Below are 25,632 nucleotides of genomic sequence, written 5' to 3'. Positions count from 1 at the left end.
CCGAGGTGGCGACTTCCAGGACCTTCTCCGCGACGTCCGATCAGCTCCTGGTAGTCGTCGATCCGGTCGCCCGGCGGGCGGACGGCGAGTCCGTCCGGATCGCCAAGGACGTGATCGGCGCCGGCGCCGCGGGCACGAAGGTGTGCCTGCCGGACGGTCCGGAGGAGTTCGCGCGGGCGCTGTCCCGGCGCGGATCGCGGCGGCCGGTGGTGGTCGGTGACGACCGGGCCCTGGTGCGGGCGGTGGAGCTGCTGTACCGGCAGCGGGAGCTGGCCGCGTGCACGCTGTCCCTGGTGCCGGTGGGGGGCGCCGTCGGCCTCGCCCGGTCGCTGGGGGTGCCCACGGGGGCGGTGGCCGCGGCGCGGGCCGTGCTGGAGGGGGCGGAGCGGCGGATGGACCTGCTGGCCGACGACAGCGACGGCGTGGTGCTCGGCTCGCTGCGGATCCCACCGGCCGGGGGTGTGACCCGGGTGCGGGAGACCGACGGCGGGGCGGGCGCTCCGTGGCTTCGGACGTGCCGGTCGCTGGTACGGACACTGGTGCCGGCCGCCAGGCCGTCCGGGATCGTCTCCGTGCCCGAGGCGGGGCCGGCACGGCTGCGGGTGGAGGTCGACGGGGAGATGCTCGTCGACCTGGGACAGCCGGTGGAGGGCGTCTCGGTCGAGCCCGGTGTCGCGGGAAGGGCGCGTATCGAGGTGCGTCCGGTGTCGGTGGGGGCCGAGAAGTCCCCGCTGCTGGCGGAGGGCCGGGCGGTGACCGTGTCGGGCGCGCACTTCCGGTACCGGGCGGACGGGGTGGTGTCGGGGCCGGTACGGACGCGGACGTGGGAGGTGCGGGAGGGGGCGTGGGGGCTCGTGCTGCCGGCGGGGTAGGAGCGCGCCGGCTCAGGGGTCCTCCCGCCCGAACCGCTCCTCCCGCTGCGCCCGCCAGCGTTCCATCATCGCCTCGAGCTCCTTCTCCACGAACTCGAAGAAGGCCAGCGTCTCCGCCAGCCGCCGGCCCGCCGGGGTGTCCGCGCCCAGGCTGGTGATGCCCTCCCGGAGGGCGCCCTCCCAGCGCCTGATGACGGCCTCGCGGTTGGTGAGGGCCTCGTACCACTGGTCGCCGTGCACCCGGTACCGCTCCCGGCGGGAGCCGGGCTCGCGCTCACGGGAGACCATGTGCTGCCGCGCCAGGTAGCGCACCGCGCCGGACACCGCGGCCGGTGAGATCCTGAGCCGCTCACCCAGTTCGGCAGAGGTCATGACGCCCTTGTCGGACGCGAGCAGGGCCCCGAAGACGCGGGCGGGCATCCTGGGCAGTCCGGCTTCCACCAGCTGCGCCGCGAACTGCTCCACGAACCGTGAGACCGCCTCCGGGTCCCGGGCCGCCCCGCTCGGTTCCGCCATGCTGCGACCGTCTCCCCTGCTCGGACTGCTCGGACTGCTCGGCCATCCCGGATCAGTCTAACGAGCGTTTATACGCTTCCTTAACTTCACAATCTTGTGAAGGGAGCGTACGTTCCGACACATGACCAAGGCCATCACCGTGTCCGGACTGCGCAAGTCGTTCGGCCGGACCCACGCACTGGACGGACTCGACCTGAGTGTCGAGGCCGGGGAGGTCCACGGCTTCCTCGGGCCCAACGGCTCCGGCAAGTCGACCACCATCCGCGTGCTGCTCGGACTGCTGCGCGCCGACTCCGGGACCGCCCGGGTGCTCGGCCGGGACCCGTGGACGGACTCCGTGGAGCTCCACCGGCACCTCGCCTACGTACCCGGCGACGTGGAGCTCTGGCCGGGCCTCACCGGCGGCGAGGCCATCGACCTGCTGGCGCGGCTGCGCGGCGGGCTGGACAGGAAGCGGCGCGCCGAACTCGTCGAGCGCTTCGACCTGGACCCGACCAAGAAGGGCCGCGCCTACTCCAAGGGCAACCGGCAGAAGGTCGCCATCGTCGCCGCCCTCGCCTCCGACGCCGAGCTGCTGCTCCTCGACGAACCGACCTCGGGACTGGACCCGCTCATGGAGGTCGTCTTCCAGGACGTCATCGGTGAGGCCAAGGCCGCCGGCAAGACCGTCCTGCTCTCCAGCCACATCCTGGCCCAGGTGGAGAAGCTCGCCGACCGCGTGAGCATCATCCGGCTGGGACGCGCCGTCCAGTCCGGCACCCTCGGCGAACTGCGCCATCTGACCCGCACCACCATCGAGGCGGAGACCGAGCAGCCGGCCACCGGTCTGGCCGGCCTGCCCGGCGTCCACGACCTGGTGACCGTCGACGAGGCCACCGGCCGGGTCCGCTTCACCGTCGACGGCGCACAGGTCGGCGCCGCGGTCCGCGCGCTCACCGACTCCGGCGTCCGCAGCCTGGTCAGCCATCCGCCCACGCTGGAGGAACTGATGCTGCGCCACTACGGCGACGAGCTCACCGCCAACGGGCACGGCGCCGGTCAGGGCGCCGGACAGGGCGCCGGACAGGGCACGGACGGAGCGCCGCGATGACCTCCGTGACCGCCGCTCCCGACACCCGGGCACCCGCCGCGCCGGTCGCGGGCGGCAACGCGCTGGCCGGCACCCGGACCCTGATCCGCTTCGCGCTGCGCCGGGACCGGATCCGGCTCCCGGTCTGGATCCTGGCCCTGTTCCTGAGCACCCTGATGACGGCGAACAGCTTCCGCACCCTCTACAGCGACCCGCAGGACCGGGCGAACGCCGTCGAGAGCGTGGACAGCCCGGCGGGCCTGGCCCTGTCCGGCCCCCGCCACTACCTCGTCGACGACGGCTTCGGCTCCATCCTGAGCCACCAGATGATCGGCTTCACGGCCGTCCTCGTCGGCCTCATGAGCGTGCTGGTCATCACCCGGCACACCCGCGCGGAGGAGGAGACCGGCCGCGCCGAGCTGGTGCGCTCGACCGTCGTCGGCCGGCACGCCCAGCTCGCCGCCGCCCTCTCCGTCGCGGTCCTGGCCAACCTCGCCCTCGCCCTGCTGCTGGCCCTCGGCCTGACCGGCCTGGGCATGGAGGGCATCGACACGGCCGGCTCACTGGTCTACGGCTTCGCCCACGCCGCCGCCGGCCTCGTCTTCGCCGCCGTCGCCGCGATCACCGTCCAGGTCACCGCGCACACCCGCGGGGCGTCCGGCATGGCGCTCGCGGTCATCGGCGTCGCCTACGTACTGCGCGCCGCCGGCGACAGCGGCACGAGCGACACCCTGTCCTGGCTCTCCCCGATCGGCTGGGTGCAGCGCAGCTACCCCTACGTCGACAACCGCTGGTGGCCACTGCTGCTGTGCCTGCTGTTCGCGGTGGCGTGCGCGGCGGCGGGGTTCCGGCTGTCCACCCTGCGCGACGTGGGCGCGGGCCTGCGCCCGGAGAAGCTGGGCAGCCCGACGGCCTCCGCCGCGCTCACCACACCGGTCGGCTTCGCCCTGCGCCTGCACCGCGGCATGCTGACCGGCTTCGGCGCCGGCCTGTTCCTGATGGGCGCGATGTACGGGTCGATCCTCGGGGACGCCGAGGAGATGCTGGCGGGCATCGACGAGATCGAGGAGGCCCTGGAACGCCTCGGCGGGGCGAGCGTCGTCGAGTCCTTCGCCTCGATGGTCATGGTCGTCCTGACGGTCGTGGCGGCGGTGTACGTCGTGATGGCGGCCCTGCGGCCCCGTTCCGAGGAGACGGCGGGCCGCGCCGAAGCGCTGCTCGCCACCGGCCTCTCGCGCTCCCGCTGGGTCGGCGGCCACCTGGCCGTGGCCCTGGGCGGCGGCACGGTCGTGCTGCTGCTGGCGGGGCTCGGCTTCGGCATCGCCGGCGCGGCCTCGACCGGTGACGCCGGGCTGGTACCGGACCTGACGGGTGCGGCCCTCGCCTACGCACCGGCCCTGTGGGTCACCGTCGGGGTGACCGTGGTCCTCTTCGGCTGGTTCCCCGGGGCGAGCCAGGCGGCCTGGCTGGTGCCCGTGTACGCCTTCGTGGTCGGCTACCTCGGCCAGATCCTCCAGTTCCCGGACTGGATGAACAACATCTCCCCCTTCGGCCACATCCCCCGGCTTCCCGCCGCGGACATGAACTGGACCCCGCTGTTCCTGCTCACCCTCGTCGCCGCGGCCCTGGTGTGGCTGGGCCTGACGGGCTTTGGACGGCGGGACCTCGAGACGAAGTAGGCCGCGGCCGGTCGTGCTTCTCCTCCCCGACGAAACGCGCCCGGCAACACGGGCCATCAGTCCATGTACGGCTTGAGCCCCTCGGTATCGAATGCGATACCGACGGGGTCGGGAAGCACGACCCTCTTGCCCACCTGGCGCTTCTGGACGTTCCGGTAGCCGACCACCGGGTCCGGGTCACTGTGTACGAGGACCGAGCGACGGTCGCGGTCGATCAGCAGGTAGACGGGGATCCCGGATTCGGCGTACGCCTGGGGCTTCTCCACACGGTCGCGCTCGTGCGTGTCCGAGTCGAAGGAGGTGACCTCCACCGTCATCAGCACGCCTTTGGTGTCTGCCCAGTCCCCCTGCCCCGCGAAGTGGGCGACAGGGGCGAGCACCGCGTCCGGCAGAGCACGGCCCTTGCGGTAGGACTCCACCTTCAGCCCCTGCACGGGACTGAGATCGAGTTCGGGCCTGGCCTGCATGCACTGACGGACCAGCCACATAATGATCGCGCCGTGATTGCCGTTGGTCACTTTCCTGAGCCCGATCCGTCCGTTGATGAACTCGAACCTGACGGTCTCGTCCTCACGCTCGGCAAATTCGGCAATCCGCTCGAACATGTCCACCGACAACTGAGATGACGCGCGCTCTGCCATAACCGTCATGGTGCCTCCCTCCGCAGGCAGACACCAGCTTGACGAGCCATCCACGTCCCTCACCCGAGATCGACCGGTGATCATCCGTACGGGTGATCACCCCACCTCCACGGCCAGCCCTTCCAGGCCCCTGATCACGAAGTTCGGTTTCCGCTTCGGTTCCGCCGCGAGCCGCAGTGCCGGGGCCTGCTCCAGCAGGGCCGTCATGGAGGCGGCGAGTTCGATACGGGCCAGGGGGGCGCCGATGCAGTAGTGGAGGCCGGCGCTGAAGGAGATGTGCGGGTTGTCGGCGCGGGCCAGGTCCAGCCGGGACGGGTCGGTGAAGACCGCCGGATCGTGGTTGGCGGAGCCGAAGAGCAGCGCGATCTCCGCACCCCTGGGGATCACCTGCCCGTCGATCTCGATCTCGTCCAGGACCCAGCGCTCGAACAGCTGGAGCGGGGTGTCGTAACGCAGCAGCTCCTCCACGGCCGAGGGGACGAGGGAGTGGTCGGCGCGCAGGGCGGCCAGCTGGCCGGGGTGGCGGAACAGCGCCCACCAGCCGTTGACCGTGGAGTTCACGGTCGCCTCGTGGCCTGCGTTCAGCAGCAGCACGCAGGTGGAGATCATCTCCTGCTCGGTGAGCCGGTCGTCCTCGTCGTGGGCGGCGATCAGGCCCGAGATCAGGTCGTCGCCGGGGTTCTTGCGGCGCTCGGCGATGATCGCGCGCAGGTAGTCCGAGAACTCGGCCGACGCGCGGACCGCCCTCGCCGCCGCGTCCCCGGACGGCTTCAGCTCGTACATTCCGCAGATGTCCGCCGACCAGGGGCGCAAAGGGGCCCGGTCCGCCTCGGGGATGCCCAGCATCTCGGCGATCACCGCGACCGGGAGGGGTTCGGCGACGTCCGTGAGCAGATCGCCGCCGCCCGCCTCGACCAGCGCGGCCACCAGGTCCCTGGCGAGCTTGTGGACGTAGGGCCCCAGGCGCTCCACCGTGCGCGGGGTGAACGCCTTCGACACCAGGCGCCGGATGCGGGTGTGGTCCGGCGGTTCGAGGTCGAGCATGCCGTGGTCGTTGAGGGTGTGGAACGGCTCGTGCTCCGGCGGGGGCGGTGTGCGGCCGAACTCCTCGTGGGTGAAGCGGTGCAGATACGTCCGGCCCAGGCGCCGGTCGCGCAGCAGGGCCGAGACGTCCGCGTGGTGAGGCACCAGCCACTGGTTCGTCGGCTCGAAGTACCGGACCCTGCCCCGTTCGCGCAGCTCGGCGTAGGCGGGGTAGGGGTCGGTGACGAACGCCGGGTCCCACGGGTCGAAGGCGAGGTCGTCAAGGGCTGCCATGAGCGGACGGTAGCCCGGAAACCGGCCGCTGACCAGGGGGTCAGCCCGGCGTGACCAGCCGTGCCTCGTACGCGAACACCGCCGCCTGGGTGCGGTCGCGCAGACCCAGTTTCACCAGGATGCGGCTCACGTGTGTCTTGATCGTCGACTCGGCGACCACCAGCCGCTCGGCGATCTCCGAGTTGGACAGGCCCTGGGCGATCAGCACCAGCACCTCCGTCTCGCGCTCGGTCAGGTCCCCGTACGCCGCCTGCGCGGACGGCATCAGCCGCGGCGCCTCGGACAGCTTGGAGAACTCGGTGATCAGCCGCCTGGTCACCGTGGGGGCCAGCAGCGCCTCACCGGACGCGACGACCCGTACCCCGTCGGCGAGCTGACGGGCGGAGGCGTCCTTGAGGAGGAAGCCGGAGGCGCCCGCGCGCAGCGCCTGGTAGACGTACTCGTCGAGGTCGAAGGTGGTCAGCACGAGCACCTTCGCCGCGCCGTCCGAGGCGACGATCTCCCGGGTCGCCTCGATTCCGTTCATCTCCGGCATGCGGATGTCCATCAGGACGACATCGGGGGCGAGCTCACGGACCCGCTCGACCGCCTCCCGGCCGTTGACCGCCTCACCGACGACCTCGATGTCGGGCATCGCGCCCAGCAGGACCGAGAAGCCCTCGCGCACCATCATCTGATCGTCCGCGATCAGAACCCGGATGGTCATGCGTCACCTTCGTTCACCGTGGCGACCGGCAGGAACACGGCGACCTCGTAGCCGCCGTCCTCCGCCGGGCCGGCCGTCATCTCGCCGTTCAGCATCGTGACCCGCTCGCGCATGCCGGTGAGGCCGTGACCGGCGCCCGTCGGAGAGGGCGGGCGCAGCCCTCCTTCGGCGGCGGTGGCCGGGTGACGGACGGGCTTCACCAGGTTCGGTGCGGGAGCCGGGCCGTTGACGACGCGCACGCCCAGCCCCCCGAGTACGTACCCGATCTCGACCCGGGCGCTCGCGCCGGGCGCGTGCCGCAGGCTGTTGCTCAGCGCCTCCTGCACGATCCGGTACGCCGACAGCTCCACCCCCTGCGGCAGCTCCCGCACCGCGCCGGTCACCACCTTCTCCACCTCGAGGCCGGCGCCGCGCACGTTGACGAGCAGGGCCTCCAGGGCGGCGAGGGTGGGCTGCGGGGCGTCCGGGGCCTCATAGTCCTCCGCGCGGACCACGCCGAGGATCCGGCGCAGCTCGGTGAGGGCGGCGACCGCGTTCTCCCGGATGGTGGCGAAGGCGCGCTCCAGCTCCGGCGGCGGGTTCTCCACCCGGTACGGCGCGGCCTCGGCCTGGATGGCGACCACCGACATGTGGTGGGCCACCACATCGTGCAGCTCACGGGCGATGGTGGTGCGCTCCTCCAGCGCCGTGCGCCGGGACCGCTCGTGCGCGGTGACCGTCTGCTGGGCGGTCACCTCCTGCTGGGCCGTGTGACGGACGTGCCACAGACAGACCACGAGCAGGGCGAAGGCGGACGTCACCATCATGGGTGCGCCGTTGGTGTAGTAGTACGAACCGCCGAAGAAGACGTCGGAGAAGAAGGCGTACCCGGCGGTCAGGACCCACATCCAGGCGGCGGTGCGCGGCCGGGTGCGCAGGGCCACGATCACCACCACCGCCAGGTGGCAGATGAACGCGCCGGGCATCCACGGCCAGTCGCTGCCGCTGCCGCCCAGGACCGCGGCCACCGGGGTCACGGCGAGGGACAGCCAGAACGCGCCGACCGGCCGGACCAGCGTGGCGAGCACGGGCAGCGCGCACAGGATGCCGACCAGCAGGGCCGGTACATCCCCGCCGGGCAGGCCGCTCGACAGGGCGCCGGCCGTCATGGCGAGCAGCGCCACCGCTCCGACGACCGCGTGCGGGAGGTGCTGCGCGGCGGAGCGCAGCCGTGCGGGCAGCCGTCGGACGAACGGGCCGTCCGTGCGCCGGGGCGGCAGCGGCCGGTAGGCGAAGGCGTCGTGGAACAGGTCCTGGCGCAGTCCCCGCAGGGAGTTCTGGGCCAGCCGGTACTCCGGGCTGCGGGCCCCGGTTCCGTCCCCGTCGCCGCGCGGGGCGCCCGGGTGCTGCTGGTGCGTCGTCTCGGTCACGCTCACACGGTAGGCCGACCGGGTGGTCGCGGTCGTCCCCGCTGAGACGGGTTCCCGGCCGTCCGTCTCAGGTACTACGCGGGTCACGGCGGGTTACGCGTCAGTACGCCGAGACCGGCACCCGGGGCCGGGGGCCGGGGGCAGCACCGGGGCGTCGGGACCCGGGGGCCAGTGCCCCAGGGCCGACACCCGACATCGGCCACCCGGGGGCGGCACCCCGAGGATCGACACCCGGACGTCGCCACCCGGACGTCGGCACCCGGAGGGTCAGTACCCGGAGGGTCAGTACCCCGAGGGGCGGACCGCCCGGACTCCTAAGCGAACACCGCCGCCTGGGTGCGGTCCCGCGGGCCGAGCCTCACCAGGCGAGCTGGGCGATCTCCTCCGCCACCACCGCGCACGCGCCCGCCGCCGGGTCGATCAGCGGGAAGTGCCCGACGTCCTCCAGCAGCGTCACCCCCACCAGCTCCCCCGCCTTCGCCGCCGCCTCCGCATACGACTCGGCGACCGCCTGCGGGACATCGGTGTCGGCGCGGCCCTGCACCAGGGTGGTGGCAATCCCGGTGGGCAACAGCAGCACCGGGTCGGCGTAGGGGCGGCGCTCGGTGAACCCGTCGTCCCCGCCGAGGAGCTGCCGCACCGCGTCCCCGCACACGCCGAGCTTGTCGGCGACCGCGAGATCGGCGATCGGCGCGAGCGCCACGATGCCACGCAGCGGCGGGGGCCCGTCGGTGCGCCATACGGCGTCGGCCGGAAGCAGATGCCGGGCGGCGGCCCACAGCGCCAGATGGCCCCCGGCCGAGTGCCCGGTGAGGACGACCCGCCGGGCGTCCGCCTGCGGCAGATGGCGCCGCACCAGCGCCGGCAGCGCGTCCAGCGCGGCGGCGACATCGTCGAACGTGTCGGGCCACCGTCCGGCGACCGGGTCCCCGCCGCCCTGCTCCGCCGCACCGCGCCGGTATTCGACACTGGCCACGGCAAAGCCCCGCCCGGCCAGGAAGGCCGCGAACGGACTGATGTGCCGCCGGTCGTAGGGCGCCCGCCAGGCACCGCCGTGCAGGACCACGACGACGGGCGCGGGCCCCGGCCCGCCCGTCCCGCGCGGCGCGTAGAAGTCGATCAGCTGATCCGGGCCGTCGCCGTAGGCCGCCGTGGCGTCGGGGTCCACGGGCCGGTGGGACAGGGCCGACTCCTCCTCGGCTGCGGCCCGTGCGGCTGCGACGTCGTCCGTCATGCTCAACCTCTCAGCGATACACCGTAGTTCGACGGACCGGGCGAGAACACGGCCGTTTGGCCGGGACGGTATCAGCACGCCCACGTGCCCCGACATGCGGATGTCACGCTCGGTCAGCGGGATCGGGGGCGGCTCCCCGAGGTGCCGCCCCGACCGCGGCCTACGCCGGCGTCTCCGCCAGCGTCTCCGCCAGCACCCGCGCCGCCCGCTCCACCTCCGCGAAGCCGACGTACAGCGGCGTGAACCCGAAGCGCAGCACGTCCGGTTGCCGGAAGTCGCCGACCACGCCCCGCTCGATCAGCCGCCGCATCACCTCACCGGCGTCCGGGCAGCGCAGCGCGATCTGGCTGCCCCGCTCCGCGTGCGCACGCGGTGTCACGCACTCGACCCGGCCCTCGGGGACGTACTCCCCGACGCACTCCAGGAAGAAGTCCGTCAGCGCCAGCGACTTGGCACGGACCGCGTCGACGCTCACCCCGTCCCAGACTCCCAGCGCCGCCTCCAGGGCGAGCATGGAGAGGATGTCCGGCGTGCCGACCCGCCCGCGCACCGCGCCCTCCGCCGGCGCGTAGTCCGCGCGCATGCCGAAGGGCTCCGCGTGGGAGTTCCAGCCGGGCAGCGGCGAGTCGAAACGGTCCTGCAGACCGGCGCGCACATACAGGAACGCCGGCGAACCCGGCCCGCCGTTCAGGTACTTGTAGGTACAGCCGACCGCCAGATCCACGCCGTGCTCGTCCAGCCCCACCGGCAGCGCGCCCGCGCTGTGGCACAGGTCCCACACCACCAGCGCCCCCGCCGCGTGCACCGCCGCCGTCAGTGACGGCAGGTCGTGCAGCCGGCCGGTGCGGTAGTCGACGTGGTTGAGCAGCACGGCGGCCGTACGCTCCCCCAGCGCGCCCGGGACGTCGGACGGGGCCACCGGACGGAGCGTGCAGCCGGTCATCCGGGCGGCCGACGCGGCGAGGTAGCCGTCGGTGGGGAAGGTGGTCGCGTCGACCACGATCTCGTCCCGCTCCCGCCCGGGACCCCCGCGGTCCGTCAGCCGTGCCAGCCGCACCGCGCCCACCAGCGCCTTGAACACATTGACGCTCGTCGAGTCGCCGACCACGATCTGTCCGGCCGCCGCGCCGACCAGCGGCGCGATCCGGTCGCCGATCCGCTCCGGCGCCGTCCACCAGCCGCCTTCGGTCCAGGACCGGATACGCAGTTCGCCCCACTGCCGGCGCACCACGTCCTCGACCTGTCCGGGGACGGCCGCCGGCAGCGCGCCCAGCGAGTTGCCGTCCAGGTAGACGACGTCGTCGAGCACGAACTCGGCGCGCTTGCCCGCCAGTTCGTCGGAGGCGTCGAGCTTCTGCGCTTTCTCCGCCTTCGCTGCCTTCGCTGCCTTCGCTGCCTTCTCCGCCGGCTCAGACATAGGACCGTGCCGTCCACAGCTCGGGGAACACGTTGTTCCGCGCCCGCTTCTCCAGCCAGGCCACCCCGGCGGAGCCGCCCGTGCCGGTCTTCGAGCCCATCGCGCGGCGGGTGGCGACCAGATGGTCGTTGCGCCAGCGCCACACCAGCTCGGCGACATCGGTCAGCGCCTCACCGAGGCGGGCCACCTCGCCGCGCTCGTCACCGGAGTAGACGGCCGTCCAGACCGCCTCCACCTGCGCCGACGGCTCGTACTTCTTCGACACGTCGCGCCGCAGCACGTCCTGCGGGACGGGGTGCCCGCGCCGCGCGAGGAACCGCAGCACCTCGTCGTACAGGCTCGGCTCGTGCAGCGCCTTCTCCAGTTCGGCGTGCACCCGCGGCGCGCCCCGGTGCGGGACCAGCATGGACGCGGACTTGTCGCCGAGCAGGAACTCCATGCGCCGGTACATCGCCGACTGGAAGCCGGAGCCCTCGCCGAGGGCGCCGCGGTAGGAGTTGAACTGCGCCGGGGTGAGCCCGCTCAGCGGCGTCCAGGAGGCGTTCAGCGCCTCCAGCTCCCGCACGGACCGCTTCAGCGCGTCGGTCGCGGTCGGCACGTCGTCCTCGCGCAGCGCCTTCGCCGCGGTCTCCCACTCGTGGACGATGACGGTGAACCACAGCTCCATCACCTGGGTGGTGACCAGGAAGACCATCTCTCCGGGATCGTCGGAGAGGGTGTGCTGGAGGTGGGCGAGGACATCGGCCTTGACGTAGTCCTCGTAGGGGGTCGTTCCCTGGAAGTCGAGATGCGGGGTCTCCGGCTCATGAGCCTGGTGGGACATCGCTGTCTCCTGTACGTGTACTCCGGGTAGCGGTCCGCCCCTGCCGTTACCGGCACGGGGGCCCCGGTCCCCACGGTGCATCCTGCGCAATCGTCCCCCGAAACCGCAAGGCCCGCCTGCTCACAGGCGGGCCACGGTGGTGTGACGGCTCAGCCCAGGACCTGCGCCGCCGTCGGCGAGGAGTCCTTCAGGAACTGCGAGCAGCGCTCGTACTCCTCCTGCTCGCCGATCGTCCGCGCGGCACGGGCGAGGGCGTGCAGGGCGCGCAGGAAGCCGCGGTTGGGCTCGTGCTCCCACGGCACGGGCCCGTGGCCCTTCCAGCCGCTGCGGCGCAGCGCGTCGAGCCCGCGGTGGTAGCCCGTACGGGCGTACGCGTACGACTCGACGACGCTGCTGCGCTCGAACGCCTCGTCGGCCAGCCGGGCCCAGGCCAGCGAGGAGGTGGGGTGCTGGGCGGCGACGTCGGCGGGCGAGGTGCCCGAGGCGAGCAGTTCGCGCGGGCCGGGGTCGTCGGGAAGGTGGGTCGGGGGCGGGCCCCCGAGGAGGTTCTCGTGAATCGACATGGGTCCAGTCTCGTACATCAGCGTGCCTCGCCGTCGCGCCGCTCCCCCGCCTCCAGCGGAGGCACCGCCACACTGCCGTGCGTGCGGCACTCCGGCCGGGGGCAGTCCGGGGTGGGACGGCGTACGGTCCAGAAGGCGAGGGCGGAGCCCGCCACCAGGACTCCCGCGCACAGCACCATCGCCCGCCGGAACGCGTCGTCGAAGGCGTCGGGGAGCCGGTACGCGTCCGGGCCCATCCCGGCGAGCAGCGGCAGCGCCGCCACCGCGACCAGGCCGGCCGCGCGGGCGGCTGCGTTGTTGATGCCGCTGGCCAGGCCCGCCCGCTCGGTCTCCACGGAGGCGAGGACGGTCGCGGTCAGCGGGGCGACCAGGGTGACCATGCCGAGGCCGAGCACCAGCAGCGCGGGCAGCACCTCGGCCGGGTACGAGGCGCCCGGCCCGACCCGCAGCATCAGCAGCATCCCGGCCGCGCACAGCAGCGGTCCGACGGTGAGGGGGATGCGCGGGCCGATCCGGTCGCCCAGCTCCCCCGAACGGGCGGAGAGCAGCAGCATCAGCGCGGTCGTGGGTAGCAGCGCCGTGCCGGCGGCGAGGGCGGACCAGCCGACGACGACCTGGAGCTGGAGCGCGGCGAGGAAGAAGAAGCCGCCGAAGGCCGCGTACACGCACAGGGTGACGATGTTGACCGCCGAGAACTGGCGGGAGGCGAAGATGTCCAGCGGCATCATCGGGGCCGAACGGCGCTTCTCGACGAGGACGAAGGCGACCGCGGCGGCCAGACCCGCGACGGCCGAGAAGGCCACCAGCACGGACCCCGACTCGGCCTCGATCAGCGCGTACGTCACCAGCGCGAGGGCGATCGCGCCGAGCGCCGCGCCGAGGACGTCGAACCGGCCCTCGGCCTTCCGGCCGGACGACTCCGGCACATGGCGTACGGCGACGGGCGCGCACAGCAGGGCGAGCGGCACGTTGAGGAGGAACACCCAGCGCCAGCCGGGACCGTCGACCAGCCAGCCGCCGACGAACGGGCCGACCGCCGCGCCGATCCCGCCGAACCCGGACCACAGCCCGACCGCGCGGCCCCGGTCGTCGGGGTGGAAGGATGCCTGGATGAGGGCGAGCGAGCCGGGGACGAGCAGCGCCCCGCCGACGCCCTGGAGCGCGCGGGCCACGACGAGCAGAGCGGCGTTCGGGGCGAGCCCGCACAGCAGTGAGGCCGCGGCGAACCACAGCACGCCCACCACGAACACCCTGCGCCGGCCGAACCGGTCGCCCAGCGCCCCGCCGAGCAGGATCAGCCCGGCCAGCGTGACCATGTACGCGTTGACGGTCCACTGCAGCGCGGCGAGGTCGGCGTCGAGGTCGCGGCCGATGCGCGGGAGGGCCACGCTGACCACGGTGGAGTCGAGCAGGGCCATGCTGGAACCGAGCACCGTGGTGAGGAGGATCCACTTGCCCTGCGGTGTGGCCAGCCGGACGTCGGGCATGCGGCGAGCATACGGAAGAACCCGGCACCGCGAGCGGTACCGGGTTTCCGTGGTGCGGGCGTGGTGCGGGCGGATTACTTGATCCGGGTGCCCGTCGAACGCAGGTTCTGGCAGGCCTGAAGGACGCGGGCCGACATGGACGCCTCGGCCAGCTTGCCCCAGGTGCGCGGGTCGTAGATCTTCTTGTTGCCGACCTCGCCGTCGACCTTCAGGACGCCGTCGTAGTTGCGGAACATGTGGTCGGCGACCGGGCGCGTGAAGGCGTACTGGGTGTCGGTGTCGATGTTCATCTTCACGACGCCGTTCTCCAGCGCGGTGAGGATCTCCTCCGGGGTGGAGCCGGAGCCGCCGTGGAAGACGAAGTCGAACGGCTGGGCGCCGGCCGGCTTGCCGTACTTGGCGGCGACGCCCGCGTTGAGCTCCTTCAGCAGCTCGGGGCGGAGGACGACGTTGCCCGGCTTGTACACGCCGTGCACATTGCCGAAGGACGCGGCGAGCAGGTAGCGGCCCTTGTCACCGAGGCCGAGGGCCTCCGCGGTGCGCAGCGCGTCGTCGACCGTGGTGTAGAGGGAGTCGTTGATCTCGTGCGTGACGCCGTCCTCCTCACCGCCGGTCGGGGTGATCTCGACCTCGAGGACGATCTTCGCGGCGCGGGCGCGCTCGAGGAGCTCCCGGGCGATGGACAGGTTGTCCGCGAGGGTCTCCGCGGAGCCGTCCCACATGTGGGACTGGAACAGCGGGTTGCGGCCGGCCTTGACGCGCTCCTCGGACACCGCGAGCAGCGGGCGTACGTACCCGTCGAGCTTGTCCTTCGGGCAGTGGTCGGTGTGCAGGGCGATGTTGACGTCGTACTTCTCGGCGACGATGTGCGCGAACTCGGCCAGGGCGACCGCGCCGGTCACCATGTCCTTGCTGTGCTGGCCGCCCAGGAACTCGGCGCCGCCCGTGGAGATCTGGACGATGCCGTCGCTCTCCGCCTCGGCGAAGCCGCGCAGTGCCGCGTGCAGGGTCTGCGACGACGTGACGTTGATGGCCGGGTAGGCGAACTTCTCCGCCTTCGCCCGGTCCAGCATCTCGTTGTAGACCTCGGGAGTTGCGATGGGCATCTGTCCGCTCCTTAAGCGTGCGGTATGGCGTACTGCGTACTGTCGGCCCTGACCTGGAACCTTGGAAGCGACGTCATTGTCGCGCCCATCCTTCCAGACTCGGCCGGAAGGTCCATCCCGCCGTCCGCCCACTGGTCGGCGGACGGCCGTCAGTCGAGGCCCAGCTCGTCCTTGGCGTAGGCGAAGAGGTACGGGACCCCGGCGCCCTCCCGGATCTTCTCGGCGGCACCGGTCGCCCGGTCCACGATGGTCGCGACGCCCACGACCTCCGCGCCGGCCTCGCGCACGGCCTCGACGGCGGTCAGCGGGGAGCCGCCGGTGGTGGAGGTGTCCTCGACGACGAGCACCCGGCGCCCCGCGATGTCCGGGCCCTCGACGCGCCGCTGCAGCCCGTGCGCCTTGGCGGCCTTGCGCACGACGAACGCGTCCAGCTTCCGGCCCCGCGCGGCGGCGGCGTGCAGCATGGCGGCCGCGACCGGGTCGGCGCCCATGGTCAGCCCGCCCACCGCGTCGAACTCCAGCTCCGCGGTCAGGTCCAGCAGCACCTGCCCGACCAGCGGGGCGGCCTCGCCGTCGAGCGTGATGCGGCGCAGGTCGACGTAGTAGTCGGCCTCCAGACCGGAGGAGAGGGTCACCTTGCCGTGCACCACGGCCTTGTCCTTGATCTGCTGCAGCAGCGCGCCGCGTGTGTCCGTCATGCCGGTCAGCTTAGAGGCGGGTCCACGTCCAGGTCGTCGAGGCCTCCAGCGGCTCCAGGGGGGTGACCAGGCGCGGGTGGGTGTTCAGCCCGTCGGGCGGCCCGGTCTGCGGCTCCACGCAGACCGCCTCGCGCTGCTCGTCGTACACGACGACCCACTGCTCCGGACTGGTCACCTCCAGCCGCAGCTGCCCCGGCCAGGTGAGGGTGACGTCCACGCCCGCGGGCATGCCGAAGCAGTCGTCCCAGGGCCCCGGCCGCGGATCGATCCGCCGCCCGGTCGGCAGATGGTCCTCCCCGCGCTCCTCCTGCCAGGCGGGCTCGAAGCCGATCCGCACGTCCTCGCCGCCGAGGCTGCGGCGGAACCAGGGGTGCCAGCCGATCTGCGCCGGGAAGGACGACTCGTACGTCTCCACGCCCATCGTCAGGGTCAGGGACCCCTCGCCGAGCGTGATCTGCTGCGTCACCCGGCCCGCGTACGGCCACGGTTCCGCGAGGTCGTACGTGAGGACGGCCTCCTCGGCACCGGTACGGGCGGTGCGCCAGGCGGCGTCGCGGGCGGTGCCGTGGATCGCGTGCGGCGGGGCGTTGAGCGGCATCTGCCGCACGACGGCGCCGTCGCGGAACCGTCCCTCACGGATCCGTCCACACCAGGGCACCATCGGGAAACACCCGAACCGCTCTCCCTGCCGCAGCAGCTCCACGCCCCCGACCCGCAGCCCACCGACCCGCCCGCCGTTCCCCGGCAGCACGTCCACTTCCGCGTCGCCCGCGGTCAGCGTGATGTGTTCGTTACTCACACGACGACCCTACTGGGACGATCAAGGGGGCACGCCGGTGCCGGTGCCCGGTCCGCCAACGGTGCCGGTGCGCGGACCCACCGGTGCCGCTGCGCGATCCCACCGTGCCGGCAGACGGAGGCGGTGTGCCGCCGTCGTCGTCCCCCGCCCGCCCGGCTGGGCTCAGCGGCGCCGGCGCAGGGCCCGGACCGCCACGACGGCCGAGGCGACCGCCAGGGCCGCCGCCGGGGCGGCCCAGCGCAGCGAGGTGGCGGTGGAGACGGTCTGCGGGGCGGGGACGGGGGCGTAGCGGCCGCGGGGCGGGGCGTGGTCCACCTCCTCGGCGCTGCGGCCGATCATCGTCCGCCGGGCGTGGGCCGCCTCCGCGACGGAGTCGTCGCCGTCCTCGCCGTCCTCGAGGGCGTCGAGTGAGGGCGGCGGGATCTCCGTGTCGAAGACGGAGGCGCTGTCCGCGTCCGGGGCGGGCTCGTCCGGTCCGGGCGGGGGAGGCGGGGTGTCGTCCGCGTCCGGGGTGGTCTCGAAGTCGGTGGTGGCCTGTGGCTCGAAGTCCCCCGTGGACAGGAGTTCCGGGGACTCGGGCTCGGCGTCGGCGGCGGGTTCCGGGGCCGCCGGGGGTGGGACCGGCGGTTCCGCCGCCGCCGCGCCCAGGTTCTCCGCGAAACGGGTCAGCAGCCTGGCCACCGCCGCCGCCACCGCCTCCCGGGGGAACTCCGTGACACGCCCGTCGGCCGTGGCCGTGCCGGTGATGGTGAGGGTCGTGCCGGAGGAGTCGGCGGGTGCCAGGCGCAGCCGGAGCGCGGGCTTCACCGTGCCGCTGCCCCGGGTCTCCGACGCCTCGCCCTCGACGGTGTACGTACCGTCGTCCCGCGCGGACACCCGTACGGCCCCCCGGTAGGTGACGGAGTGGCTGCCGACGCGGACCTTCAGACGGCCGGCGACGGGATCCGCGCCCGCGTCGTGCTGGAGCCCGGGCACCGCCCGGGCGACCCGCGCGGGGTCGTCCAGCACCTTCCTGAGCCGCTCCTCGCCGACCGGAACGAACACCTCGTGCTCCATGAGTGCGGAGCCTACCCAGCCGACGCGGGGCTGCACCCCCGTCGGCGGGAAGTCACGGCGCGTCGGTACGGAACGCGGTAGGGGCTCAGCCGGTGTACCGCGGGTGGATCAGCGTGGACGCCGGCAGACCTCGTACCCGGGTCTCCTCGGCGGCACGGGCGTCCGCCGCGAGGGAGGCGTCGGTGAGCGTGCGGGGGCGCGGCCCGGACGGGTCCAGGCTCGGCTGGTCCGGCGGGGGGCGGGTTGCCGCGAGCACGAACCCCCAGTCGCGGTGCGTGCGGGCGGCGCCCGGGGGACTGCGGTCGGGCCCGGCGGCGTATCCGGCCTGCCGGCCGCGCACGCGGTACGCGGTGGTGTGGAAGCCCGCCGCGCGGACCGTGGAGTCCACCGTCCAGAAGTCGCGGGTCCGGTGCTCCACCGCGCCCCCGTGCACCACGAGCCGCCCGCCGGGCGCCAGTACGCGCCGGGCCAGCCCGTAGAACTCCTGCGAGTACAGCTTGGTGCTCGCGGTGATCCCGGGGTGCGGCAGGTCCGAGACCACCACGTCGTACGCCGCCGGGGGCGCCCCCCGCAGCCAGTCGAAAGCGTCCGCGGTGGTCACGCGCACGCGGGGGTCGTCGAGGGCACCCGCGTTCAGCGCGGACAGCGCCGGGTCCCGGCGGGCCAGCCGCACCACACCCGCGTCGAGTTCGACGACGTCGACCCGGCGCGCACCGGTGTGGCGCAGCACCTCGCGCACGGCCAGTCCGTCGCCTCCGCCGAGGACGAGCACCCGCGCGTGCGGCCCGTTCATCGCGGGGTGCACCAGCGCCTCGTGGTAGCGGAGCTCGTCCCGGCCGCTGACCCGCAGCCGCCCGTCGAGGAACAGGTTCAGCGGCCGCCCGTCCCGCCCGCCGGTGAGCAGTACCTCCTGGACGTCGGTGTGCAGGGCCACCCGTACGTCCGGGCCGTACATGGCGTGCCGGGCCGCCCGTTCGAAGTCGTCGACCAGGACGGCGGCGGAGCCGAGGACCACCAGCACGCACACGTTGCCCGCCACCAGCAGCCGGCGGGCCCGGCGCGTGAGGTCCCGACGGAACAGCCCGAGCACCAGCGCCCCGCCGACGACCGCGTTCACCGCCCCGGTGATCAGCGCACCGGTCAACTGGCCGAGCAGCGGCAGGAGAAGAAAGGGGAAGGCGAGCCCACCCACCAGGGCGCCGACATAGTCCGCGGCGGACAGATCGGCCACCGCGCCGCCCGCGTCCTGCCGGCGGATCCGCTGGATCAGCTCCATCAGCAGCGGCACCTCCGCCCCGATCAGCAGGCCGGTGGCCAGGGAGAAGGCGACCAGCAGGGTGCGCGGGCCGTGCGCCCAGACGCCGCCCCAGTCACCCGTCCAGGCGAAGACGGCGTACAGGGCCATCGCGCTGCATCCGCCGACCAGCGCGAGGACCGCCTCGACGGCACCGAAGCCGGCCGCCGCGTGCCGCCGCAGCCGCTTCGCGGCGAGGGAGCCGATGCCCATCGCGAAGACCATCACGGACAGCACGACGGAGGTCTGGGCGACCGAGTCACCCATCAAGTACGTGGCGAGCGCGACCAGTTCCAGCTCGTACACCAGTCCGCAGGCCGCACAGACGAACACGCCCGCGAGGACCAGGAACCGCCCGGTGTCCTGCCGCACCGGCAGCCGCAGCGGGCTCTCCGCCTCACCTCCGGGCCGGTCCCAGGGCTGCGTGTCGCCGGGTGGCGCGGGGGCGTGCGGTTCGATCACCCCAGCGACGTTACGTCACCGTCCCATCGCGCAACGTCACCCACACGCGTGAATTTTGTTTAGGCCCGGCCCGCGACCGAAGGGGCCATCGCCCGCACCCCGACCCTGGTCCGCGTGGCAACGAGCTGACCGTCCTGCGGGTAGGCGTGCCAGGTCCGCCAGTGGATCCGGCCCCCGCACCGCTGGGCGAGCATCGCCGTGAACGCGTGCGGATCGCCCGGGAACACTCCGGCGAGACCCTGCGGGTGGTCGGCGACCAGCGCCAGCAGCTCCTGCGCCCGGCCCGCGAAGGAACCCGGAGCCAGCACCTCCACCCGGGCGGCGAACTCGTACTCCCAGTCACCCACCCGCTTGGCCACCCCCAGCGGAAGCGGCGTACTGCTGCCCGGAATGCACGCCACCGTCTCCGAACAGAGGCCCTGCTCCTCCTCCACCAGCACCTGATGGGACGCGCCCAGCAGGCGCAACTGGAGTTTCGCCCCGGTCAGTTCGAGGTCCAGCGTGGCCAGCGCCGGGAGCGGCTCGCGCCCCAGGGCCCAGGCGAGGTCGGCCGCGCGGGTGTCGGAATAGGCGGTGTTCAGGGTCGTGAGCATGGATCGGCTCCGCTAGCACACAAGGAGAGGGAGGAAGGGTTTCGCGCGCCCCGGGCGTACCGGGGAACTCGGCCCGTCAGCCCGGTCGCCCGGCCGGAAGAAAGGTCCGCGGGCAGTCCGAGGGCTGCGCTGGTGATTTATAGGGAATCATGAACTGTGGTGCCACCACAGCGTTTTTACCCAACTTCGTGAGCTTTCCATCCCTTGGGGGGCTCCTCAGTTCACCTGTTCAACCTCTGAGTACGCCTCCGGGTGCCGGCGTACGCCATCGCGCGGCCGGCGCACCGCGGCCGACCGGAGCCGGAGTCCCCCGCCCCCGTGCACACCACGGCGGGGCCCGCCCCAGATGCGGACCCCGCCGGCGCGGACGCGCCTTCCCCCGAAGCGGAGGCGAGCTGCCCCGTGTCAGCCCCCTCCGCCGCCGCATCCGCCGCCGCCCCCGCAGGACGACCCGCCTCCGCAGGACGAGCCCCCGCCGGAGGACGAACCACAGCCGGCGCCCCCACTGCCCCCGCCGCTCCCGCCGCTCCCGTTGTCGGCCCACCAACTGCCCTTGTTCCTGCCCCGGCGGCCGCCGGCCGGCCGGGCGGCCCTGCGCCTGCCGACGACACCGGAACTGACGAACAGCAGGACGATCACCGCCAGGATGATGCCGAAGGTCATGGCGTCACCCTCCTCTCGAGTCCCCCGTGATCCCCCGAAGCAGCCCCCCGTGGGCGCCTCGCTCACGTGCGTGACCGGGAGATGCCCCCGCCCACGCGGCCCAAAGCAGAGTTGAGGAAGTCCAGAGGTTGGGCTCAGGATGGCGGCCATGACCTCCAGCGCGCGCCCCCTCCTGAACCGCCGCCTCGCCGAGTTCGGCACGACGGTCTTCGCCGAGATGTCCGCCCTGGCGCTGCGGACCGGAGCGATCAACCTGGGCCAGGGTTTCCCCGACACCGACGGCCCCGAGGAGGTCAGGGAGGCCGCCGTACGGGCCCTGCGCGACGGCCGCGGCAACCAGTACCCGCCGGGCCCCGGCATCCCCGAACTGCGCACCGCCGTCGCCGCGCACCAACTGCGCCGCTACGGCCTCTCCTACGACCCGGACACCGAGGTCCTGGTCACCGCGGGTGCCACCGAGGCCATCGCGGCCGCCCTGCTCGCCCTGGTGGAACCCGGCGACGAGGTGATCGCCCTCGAGCCGTACTACGACTCCTACGCGGCCTGCATCGCCATGGCCGGCGGCACCCGTGTCCCCGTCACCCTCCGCCCCCGCGAGGGCCGTTTCCACCTGGACCTCGACGAGCTGCGCGACGCCGTCACGGACCGCACCCGCCTGCTCCTGCTCAACACCCCGCACAACCCGACCGGCACCGTCCTCACCCGCGGGGAACTGACCGCCATCGCCGAACTGGCCGTCGAACGCGACCTCCTGGTGGTCACCGACGAGGTCTACGAGCACCTGGTCTTCGACGACGCCGAACACATCCCCCTGGCCACCCTCCCCGGCATGCGGGACCGCACGGTCACCATCTCCAGCGCGGGCAAGACCTTCTCCTTCACCGGCTGGAAGGTCGGCTGGATCACCGCCGCCCCGCCCCTGGTGACGGCGGTCCGCTCGGCCAAGCAGTACCTGACCTACGTCTCCGCCGGCCCCTTCCAGTACGCGGTCGCCGAGGCCCTCGCCCTGCCCGGGTCGTACTTCACCGGCTTCCGGGACGACCTGTGGGCCAAGCGCGACCTCCTCGCGTCCGGCCTGGAGGAAGCGGGCCTCACGGTCTACCGCCCCATGGGCACCTACTTCATCACCGCCGACATCCGCCCCCTGGGCGAGACCGACGGCATCGCCTTCTGCCGCGCCCTGCCCGAACGCGCGGGCGTCGTCGCCGTCCCCACGGCCGTCTTCTACGACCACCGCGAGATGGGCGCCCCCTTCGTCCGATTCGCCTTCTGCAAGAAGACGTCCGTGCTGGAGGAGGCAGTCGCCCGCTTCAAGCGGCTCGCACCCTGACGGGTGGCGGGACGCTGACCCGTTCTCCCTTCTTCGGACTCACCCACCCACCTCGACCGGGCCGAGAGCGTCGCCGTCGAGCGGGCGCAGCGCGTCCCTCAGCTGGTCGGGGTCCGCGTTGATACGGGCGGTTGCCCGCCACGAGACGATCGCTCGATGCACAGCCTCCCTGGCGTCCAGGTCTGCGGCGTCGGACAGCGCGTCCAGGAACTCGCCGGTGAACTCCTGACCTCTTCATCGTCCAGGTGACGCACCCACGGGAACACCTCGGGCGCTTGGGCCACGATCCTCTTCACGGCCAGGTGCGTTCGATTCGATCGCGCCGTACCGCGTAAGCCGCAGGGCCGCCCCTGGCCACGGCCCGGTGAATGGCCTCGCGGTGTGTGTCGAACCGCCCGACCATCTCGGCGCTGGGCAGTTGCTGGTTGTCGAGGTAGAAAAGCACCGCTCCCCTTTCAAGCACCGGCTGGATCTCGCGATCACGGCTCTTGATGCGTCCGTCCTTCGAGATCGGCACCCATGACTGGCCGAGGCCGTGAGCGATCCAATCCTCGTCAGCGATGTCCTGTGCGTCGTTGGGAAAGACATCCCCGATGCGGTGAACGGTCCAACCGCACGCCCTCAGCCCTTCCGCGACGCGGCGCCCGAGGTTGCGGTCGAGGAAGAACTCAGGCGGCAAGGCGCACCACTGCCCGGCACAACGCGTCCACCTGCTCAGGTGTCATGTCGAAGTCGTAGGCGATGTCCTCGACACTTTCCCCGGCCTCCCAGAGGTCGGTGATGGCCTTGACTGCGACGCGATTGGCGGCCACGACGGGTCTCCCCTGCCCGAACCTCGGATCGATCACGACGGGGACGGACTCCGGGTACTGCCTGAGCCGCAGGCTGGAGGGAAAGTCGTCGTCGGGCTCCCAGTTCAGGTAGCGGAGGTAGTCGGAGACCACCTCGTGAATGGGCGCCTGACCGTCCCGGGCCCTGCGAAGGTCCCCCAGCCCGTGCTCGACGAAGATGTCCACGCCGTCTGTCGCGATCCGCTTCGATACAAGGCCGTAGGGCGTGTCGAAGGCGGCCCGTACTGCGGCGGCCGCTTCTCTGATCTCGCTCATCCGCAGCCCCAGGGTACGGAGGGAGCGGAGAACGTGCGCCTCGGCCACCGCGATGAACGGCACCGAGGGCTGCCCCTTGCGCGGAAGTGGATCCACCTGGTGGACCAGCGGCGCCCCAGCGGCCCTGCCCTTCAACCACGAGGCGAGCGTCGTCTGCGGGATCTCCAGGTAGGAGGCTGTTTCCGTTGGAGTCAGAAGTCCGTCCCTGAACCGGTCGGTCATGCCCCACCTCCACCGTCTGTCGGGTCCTCTCCCGGGTTTCGCATAGTCCCACATCAAGTTTCCCGTCCGGTGGCCGATCGCGCACCGGCCCGTCGGCTCAGGCGGCGGCATGGAGACGGCTCTCCGACCGACAGCCTCGGCACCGTCCGGGTTCCGGGGCGCGGAAGGCACGCTCGCAGCCGTCACAGGTCTGGAAGGGGAGGACGGCGGGGCGTTCGTCGCGGTGCGGGGGTGAGAGGGGCGGGGCGGGCAGTGGCGTCTCGCGCAGGCGGTAGGCGAGGATGCCCGCCGGGCGGGTCAGGAAACGGTCGGGGAGGCCTTCGGTCAGCAGCTTGACGATCTGCACCGTCCCCAGGCCCGCCGTGAGCCACTGGGAGACGGCCGGTGCCAGCCGTGCGGCTTCCCGTACGGACAGCAGCAGCCGGGGATCGACCCGGTGGAGCGCGGCGAGCACGGCGACGGCGCGGGGATCGGCATCGGCGAGCGTCGGAGACGGCTCCGGTTCCGCCGTGGCCGGTGCCGTGGTCGGCCGCTGGTCGGGCTCCCGCGGGGGCGGCGGCCCGGATGGCCCCTCCGGGTCCGGGTCCGGGTCGGGCTCCGGACGCGGAACACGGCCGCCCGGTACGCCGTAGAAGTACGTACGGGTGCGGATCCGGCCGGTGGGCAGCCGGACCCGGCGGCGTTCCAGGTAACCGGCGGCTTCCAGCTCCCGCAGGGCCCGGGAGATCAGGATCTCGCCCTCGGTGAAGTGCGCGCACAGGGCGGTGATGCTCACGGGCGCGCCGTCGGGCAGGGAGGCGATGTAGACGGCGACGCCGATGGTGACCGCGCTGCCGCGCCGCTGGGCGAGGGCGTTGGAGATCACCGTGAAGTCGGCGGTGAGGCGGGTGCGTACGTGGATCACGCCGGACGCCGGAGCTCCGGCGTCGGCGCGCAGGCGCGCGTTAAACTGCGAGTCAGCCATTGGGAAGGTGTTGCTTCCTGATCGGTCAGGCCTTCGGTCAGGATGCCAGTCCTGGCCGGGGGCCGAAATTTTTGGTGATCGTCGAGCTTGTCGCGGCGAACGTAACCGCCCGTGTCCCGCACCCGCAAGCCGGTCACCCGCACGAGTGAAGCGGGCCTTCCGGCCGGGAGGGTGGGCGGGCGGGGAATTCTTTCTCCCGGTTCTTTGGGGAGGTCAGTGGCCCACCGGACCCTCGCGGACAAGGGTCCGGTGGGCCCGGGAGACGGACGGCCGCCGGGGCCCGGCAGACTCAGGAACGGTGGTGTTCCGCCTTCAGCCCCCCTATGAAGGCCGCCCAGGAAGCGCCGTCGAAGCACAGCGCGGGACCGTGCGGGGCCTTGCTGTCACGAACGGGGACGACGCCGGGGATTCCGCCTGCCATCTCCACGCAGTCGCCCCCCTCCTGATTGCTGTAGCTGCTCTTGCGCCACACGGCGACGCTCGGATCGGGACGGGACATTCGCTCCATGAGGGTTGCCTCTCAGAGACTGCGGTGCCCGACCTTCAACTGGCCTATGAAGGAAGCCCAGGTAGTGGCTTCGACGCACAGAGCCGGTCCATGTGGGACCTTGCTGTCACGGACGGGGACGACGCCGGGGAATCCGTCCGCCACCTCCACGCAGTTGCCACCTGCCTGATTGCTGTAGCTGCTCTTGCGCCAGGCGGCGCCGGTCAGATCGGGACGGGACATGTACGCCACGGTAGTTGCCCTCCATCGTGGACCGGATCATGTCGAGTGACATGAGCGGCGGCAGGGCTGCCGCCCGTAGCCGATCGTAAATCAGCTTGTAGCGACTGACATTGACTGGTTCCTCGATAAGTTGGCCGTAGTCCGAACCCTCGGTGTAGGCCACTTCTGAACCGTCCGGCAGGGACAGGACCGTCAGCGAGCCGCCCATGGCCTCATGCCCGCCTTGGTCGAACGGCAGTACCTGCACAGTGATGTGATGCCCTTCAGCAGCGTCGAGCAGTCGTGCCAACTGCTTTCGCATCACGGCATGGCCGCCGATCGGGCGCCTCAGTACCGACTCATCCAGGATCACGCACAGTTCCGGCCGGTTGGGCGGGCCAAACCGGTCCTGCCGTCCCAAGCGGGCCGCTACGCGCTCTTCCAACTGCTCCTCGTCATCCAGCAGAGCGTCTAGACCGAGTACGACCCGCGCATAGTCCTCCGTCTGCAACAAGCCCGGCACCACATGAGCCGCGTACTCGCGGATGACCACCGCCCGCTCCGAGTACTCCATGAACTTCCGCGACCAGTCCGGAAACGCCTCCCGGTACACGTACGGCCACAGCTCGACCAGGAGGTCCTCCGCACCGAGGACGGCATCCAGCGCACGCGCCAGCTCCAGCGTCGGCTTCGCCCCGGACGCCCGCTCGATCTGCGTGATCCGCGTGCTCACCACGTGCGTCTTCGCGCCGAGTTCGGCCTGGGTGAGTCCGGCCGCCGTACGGAGCCTGCGCACCCGCGCACCGAACAGCGCCGCCATCGACGCGCTGGGGTCAATTCCATTGGCCAAAGCGTCACTTCCGTTCCTTATGGCCTGAAAGGTAAGCCTGCGCCTCC

Annotated in this window: 28 protein-coding genes; 4 read left to right on the top strand and 24 right to left on the bottom strand. The window is 72.4% G+C overall.

Annotated features, from left to right (window positions below):
* Positions 1 to 5: 5 nt before the first annotated feature.
* Positions 6 to 872 (top strand): diacylglycerol kinase family protein, encoded by an 867-nt coding sequence (locus tag HTV45_RS15530; RefSeq protein ID WP_215206364.1) that lies wholly within the window; start codon positions 6 to 8, stop codon positions 870 to 872.
* A gap of 12 nt (positions 873 to 884) precedes the next feature.
* Here the strand turns inward: HTV45_RS15530 and HTV45_RS15525 are convergent, their stop codons facing one another.
* The gene (locus tag HTV45_RS15525) at positions 885 to 1,388 is read right to left on the bottom strand and encodes a GbsR/MarR family transcriptional regulator (RefSeq protein ID WP_215206363.1); all 504 of its coding nucleotides are present in this window, start codon (positions 1,386 to 1,388) and stop codon (positions 885 to 887) included.
* 121 nt (positions 1,389 to 1,509) lie between these two features.
* Between HTV45_RS15525 and HTV45_RS15520 the strand changes: the two genes are divergently transcribed.
* On the top strand, positions 1,510 to 2,478 hold the full coding sequence (locus HTV45_RS15520) for an ABC transporter ATP-binding protein (RefSeq protein WP_215206362.1): 969 nt from the start codon (positions 1,510 to 1,512) through the stop codon (positions 2,476 to 2,478).
* Positions 2,475 to 4,136 (top strand): ABC transporter permease, encoded by a 1,662-nt coding sequence (locus HTV45_RS15515; protein ID WP_215206361.1) that lies wholly within the window; start codon positions 2,475 to 2,477, stop codon positions 4,134 to 4,136. The genes HTV45_RS15520 and HTV45_RS15515 overlap by 4 nt, the downstream gene beginning before the upstream one ends.
* Before the next feature lie 56 nt (positions 4,137 to 4,192).
* Here the strand turns inward: HTV45_RS15515 and HTV45_RS15510 are convergent, their stop codons facing one another.
* From HTV45_RS15510 to HTV45_RS15435, 16 genes are all read right to left on the bottom strand, one after another.
* Positions 4,193 to 4,786, bottom strand: a complete 594-nt coding sequence (locus HTV45_RS15510; RefSeq protein WP_215206360.1) for a Uma2 family endonuclease — start codon at positions 4,784 to 4,786, stop codon at positions 4,193 to 4,195.
* Between the two features lie 87 nt (positions 4,787 to 4,873).
* Entirely contained in the window at positions 4,874 to 6,094 is a 1,221-nt protein-coding gene (locus HTV45_RS15505; protein WP_215206359.1) for a cytochrome P450, read from the bottom strand.
* A 40-nt stretch (positions 6,095 to 6,134) separates the two neighbouring features.
* Entirely contained in the window at positions 6,135 to 6,800 is a 666-nt protein-coding gene (locus HTV45_RS15500) for a response regulator transcription factor (protein WP_215206358.1), read from the bottom strand.
* Positions 6,797 to 8,296 carry a histidine kinase gene (locus HTV45_RS15495; RefSeq protein WP_215206357.1) on the bottom strand — a complete coding sequence of 500 codons (1,500 nt, stop codon included), beginning with the start codon at positions 8,294 to 8,296 and terminating at the stop codon, positions 6,797 to 6,799. Before HTV45_RS15495 ends, HTV45_RS15500 begins: the two co-directional genes overlap by 4 nt.
* A 271-nt stretch (positions 8,297 to 8,567) precedes the next feature.
* Positions 8,568 to 9,443 carry an alpha/beta hydrolase gene (locus HTV45_RS15490; protein ID WP_215206356.1) on the bottom strand — a complete coding sequence of 292 codons (876 nt, stop codon included), beginning with the start codon at positions 9,441 to 9,443 and terminating at the stop codon, positions 8,568 to 8,570.
* A 160-nt stretch (positions 9,444 to 9,603) separates the two neighbouring features.
* Positions 9,604 to 10,860 (bottom strand): kynureninase, encoded by a 1,257-nt coding sequence (gene kynU / locus HTV45_RS15485; protein WP_215206355.1) that lies wholly within the window; start codon positions 10,858 to 10,860, stop codon positions 9,604 to 9,606.
* The gene (locus HTV45_RS15480; RefSeq protein ID WP_215206354.1) at positions 10,853 to 11,683 is read right to left on the bottom strand and encodes a tryptophan 2,3-dioxygenase family protein; all 831 of its coding nucleotides are present in this window, start codon (positions 11,681 to 11,683) and stop codon (positions 10,853 to 10,855) included. The genes kynU and HTV45_RS15480 overlap by 8 nt, the downstream gene beginning before the upstream one ends.
* 149 nt (positions 11,684 to 11,832) lie before the next feature.
* A complete protein-coding gene (locus HTV45_RS15475; RefSeq protein ID WP_215206353.1) occupies positions 11,833 to 12,246 on the bottom strand; it encodes a DUF3151 domain-containing protein in 414 nt (137 codons plus the stop codon).
* Between the two features lie 17 nt (positions 12,247 to 12,263).
* On the bottom strand, positions 12,264 to 13,733 hold the full coding sequence (locus HTV45_RS15470; protein ID WP_215206352.1) for an MFS transporter: 1,470 nt from the start codon (positions 13,731 to 13,733) through the stop codon (positions 12,264 to 12,266).
* Between the two features lie 74 nt (positions 13,734 to 13,807).
* Positions 13,808 to 14,839, bottom strand: a complete 1,032-nt coding sequence (gene fbaA / locus HTV45_RS15465) for a class II fructose-bisphosphate aldolase (RefSeq protein ID WP_215206351.1) — start codon at positions 14,837 to 14,839, stop codon at positions 13,808 to 13,810.
* Between the two features lie 149 nt (positions 14,840 to 14,988).
* Entirely contained in the window at positions 14,989 to 15,537 is a 549-nt protein-coding gene (gene pyrE, locus HTV45_RS15460) for an orotate phosphoribosyltransferase (RefSeq protein ID WP_215206350.1), read from the bottom strand.
* A 10-nt stretch (positions 15,538 to 15,547) separates the two neighbouring features.
* Positions 15,548 to 16,336: an aldose 1-epimerase gene (locus HTV45_RS15455; RefSeq protein ID WP_215206349.1), complete on the bottom strand. Its 789-nt coding sequence runs from the start codon at positions 16,334 to 16,336 to the stop codon at positions 15,548 to 15,550.
* 162 nt (positions 16,337 to 16,498) lie between these two features.
* Positions 16,499 to 17,392 (bottom strand): SRPBCC domain-containing protein, encoded by an 894-nt coding sequence (locus tag HTV45_RS15450; protein ID WP_215206348.1) that lies wholly within the window; start codon positions 17,390 to 17,392, stop codon positions 16,499 to 16,501.
* Between the two features lie 85 nt (positions 17,393 to 17,477).
* Complete coding sequence (locus tag HTV45_RS15445; protein WP_215206347.1) at positions 17,478 to 19,148, bottom strand: polyamine aminopropyltransferase; 1,671 nt, start codon at positions 19,146 to 19,148, stop codon at positions 17,478 to 17,480.
* 59 nt (positions 19,149 to 19,207) lie between these two features.
* Positions 19,208 to 19,741, bottom strand: coding sequence for a DUF2617 family protein (locus HTV45_RS15440; protein ID WP_215206346.1), 534 nt, complete (start codon positions 19,739 to 19,741; stop codon positions 19,208 to 19,210).
* A gap of 405 nt (positions 19,742 to 20,146) precedes the next feature.
* Positions 20,147 to 20,404, bottom strand: a complete 258-nt coding sequence (locus HTV45_RS15435) for a hypothetical protein (RefSeq protein WP_215206345.1) — start codon at positions 20,402 to 20,404, stop codon at positions 20,147 to 20,149.
* 139 nt (positions 20,405 to 20,543) lie between these two features.
* Here HTV45_RS15435 and HTV45_RS15430 point away from each other — a divergent pair, with 139 nt between their 5' ends.
* Positions 20,544 to 21,734, top strand: coding sequence for a pyridoxal phosphate-dependent aminotransferase (locus HTV45_RS15430; protein WP_215206344.1), 1,191 nt, complete (start codon positions 20,544 to 20,546; stop codon positions 21,732 to 21,734).
* Positions 21,735 to 21,773: 39 nt separating this feature from the next.
* Here HTV45_RS15430 and HTV45_RS34825 read toward each other — a convergent pair whose 3' ends face one another.
* The 7 genes from HTV45_RS34825 to HTV45_RS15400 form a co-directional block, all read right to left on the bottom strand.
* Positions 21,774 to 21,896 (bottom strand): hypothetical protein, encoded by a 123-nt coding sequence (locus HTV45_RS34825; RefSeq protein WP_285899648.1) that lies wholly within the window; start codon positions 21,894 to 21,896, stop codon positions 21,774 to 21,776.
* Between the two features lie 130 nt (positions 21,897 to 22,026).
* On the bottom strand, positions 22,027 to 22,413 hold the full coding sequence (locus HTV45_RS15420; RefSeq protein ID WP_215206343.1) for a toxin-antitoxin system, toxin component, PIN family protein: 387 nt from the start codon (positions 22,411 to 22,413) through the stop codon (positions 22,027 to 22,029).
* A complete protein-coding gene (locus HTV45_RS15415; protein ID WP_215206342.1) occupies positions 22,403 to 23,062 on the bottom strand; it encodes a DUF433 domain-containing protein in 660 nt (219 codons plus the stop codon). The genes HTV45_RS15420 and HTV45_RS15415 overlap by 11 nt, the downstream gene beginning before the upstream one ends.
* Positions 23,063 to 23,159: 97 nt before the next feature.
* The gene (locus HTV45_RS15410) at positions 23,160 to 24,026 is read right to left on the bottom strand and encodes a hypothetical protein (RefSeq protein WP_215206341.1); all 867 of its coding nucleotides are present in this window, start codon (positions 24,024 to 24,026) and stop codon (positions 23,160 to 23,162) included.
* A 289-nt stretch (positions 24,027 to 24,315) separates the two neighbouring features.
* Positions 24,316 to 24,534: a DUF397 domain-containing protein gene (locus tag HTV45_RS15405; RefSeq protein WP_215206340.1), complete on the bottom strand. Its 219-nt coding sequence runs from the start codon at positions 24,532 to 24,534 to the stop codon at positions 24,316 to 24,318.
* A gap of 12 nt (positions 24,535 to 24,546) precedes the next feature.
* A complete protein-coding gene (locus HTV45_RS34265; protein WP_308309635.1) occupies positions 24,547 to 24,678 on the bottom strand; it encodes a DUF397 domain-containing protein in 132 nt (43 codons plus the stop codon).
* Positions 24,641 to 25,555: a helix-turn-helix transcriptional regulator gene (locus HTV45_RS15400; protein WP_215206430.1), complete on the bottom strand. Its 915-nt coding sequence runs from the start codon at positions 25,553 to 25,555 to the stop codon at positions 24,641 to 24,643. Before HTV45_RS15400 ends, HTV45_RS34265 begins: the two co-directional genes overlap by 38 nt.
* Positions 25,556 to 25,632 lie beyond the last annotated feature (77 nt).

Source organism: Streptomyces sp. CHD11, assembly GCF_018638295.1.
In the GTDB taxonomy this organism is placed as follows: Bacteria; Actinomycetota; Actinomycetes; order Streptomycetales; family Streptomycetaceae; genus Streptomyces.
This window is presented reverse-complemented; position numbering and strand designations above follow the sequence as displayed.

Coding starts and splice junctions, on each gene's coding strand:
- HTV45_RS15525 (WP_215206363.1), bottom strand. CDS start 1,388: ATGGCGGAACCGAGCGGGGCGGCCCGGGACCCGGAGGCGGTCTCACGG.
- HTV45_RS15520 (WP_215206362.1), top strand. CDS start 1,510: ATGACCAAGGCCATCACCGTGTCCGGACTGCGCAAGTCGTTCGGCCGG.
- HTV45_RS15515 (WP_215206361.1), top strand. CDS start 2,475: ATGACCTCCGTGACCGCCGCTCCCGACACCCGGGCACCCGCCGCGCCG.
- HTV45_RS15510 (WP_215206360.1), bottom strand. CDS start 4,786: ATGACGGTTATGGCAGAGCGCGCGTCATCTCAGTTGTCGGTGGACATG.
- HTV45_RS15505 (WP_215206359.1), bottom strand. CDS start 6,094: ATGGCAGCCCTTGACGACCTCGCCTTCGACCCGTGGGACCCGGCGTTC.
- HTV45_RS15500 (WP_215206358.1), bottom strand. CDS start 6,800: ATGACCATCCGGGTTCTGATCGCGGACGATCAGATGATGGTGCGCGAG.
- HTV45_RS15490 (WP_215206356.1), bottom strand. CDS start 9,443: ATGACGGACGACGTCGCAGCCGCACGGGCCGCAGCCGAGGAGGAGTCG.
- kynU (WP_215206355.1), bottom strand. CDS start 10,860: ATGTCTGAGCCGGCGGAGAAGGCAGCGAAGGCAGCGAAGGCAGCGAAG.
- HTV45_RS15480 (WP_215206354.1), bottom strand. CDS start 11,683: ATGTCCCACCAGGCTCATGAGCCGGAGACCCCGCATCTCGACTTCCAG.
- HTV45_RS15475 (WP_215206353.1), bottom strand. CDS start 12,246: ATGTCGATTCACGAGAACCTCCTCGGGGGCCCGCCCCCGACCCACCTT.
- HTV45_RS15470 (WP_215206352.1), bottom strand. CDS start 13,733: ATGCCCGACGTCCGGCTGGCCACACCGCAGGGCAAGTGGATCCTCCTC.
- fbaA (WP_215206351.1), bottom strand. CDS start 14,839: ATGCCCATCGCAACTCCCGAGGTCTACAACGAGATGCTGGACCGGGCG.
- pyrE (WP_215206350.1), bottom strand. CDS start 15,537: ATGACGGACACACGCGGCGCGCTGCTGCAGCAGATCAAGGACAAGGCC.
- HTV45_RS15450 (WP_215206348.1), bottom strand. CDS start 17,392: ATGGAGCACGAGGTGTTCGTTCCGGTCGGCGAGGAGCGGCTCAGGAAG.
- HTV45_RS15440 (WP_215206346.1), bottom strand. CDS start 19,741: ATGCTCACGACCCTGAACACCGCCTATTCCGACACCCGCGCGGCCGAC.
- HTV45_RS15435 (WP_215206345.1), bottom strand. CDS start 20,404: ATGACCTTCGGCATCATCCTGGCGGTGATCGTCCTGCTGTTCGTCAGT.
- HTV45_RS15430 (WP_215206344.1), top strand. CDS start 20,544: ATGGCGGCCATGACCTCCAGCGCGCGCCCCCTCCTGAACCGCCGCCTC.
- HTV45_RS15415 (WP_215206342.1), bottom strand. CDS start 23,062: ATGACCGACCGGTTCAGGGACGGACTTCTGACTCCAACGGAAACAGCC.
- HTV45_RS15410 (WP_215206341.1), bottom strand. CDS start 24,026: ATGGCTGACTCGCAGTTTAACGCGCGCCTGCGCGCCGACGCCGGAGCT.
- HTV45_RS15405 (WP_215206340.1), bottom strand. CDS start 24,534: ATGGAGCGAATGTCCCGTCCCGATCCGAGCGTCGCCGTGTGGCGCAAG.
- HTV45_RS15400 (WP_215206430.1), bottom strand. CDS start 25,555: ATGGCGGCGCTGTTCGGTGCGCGGGTGCGCAGGCTCCGTACGGCGGCC.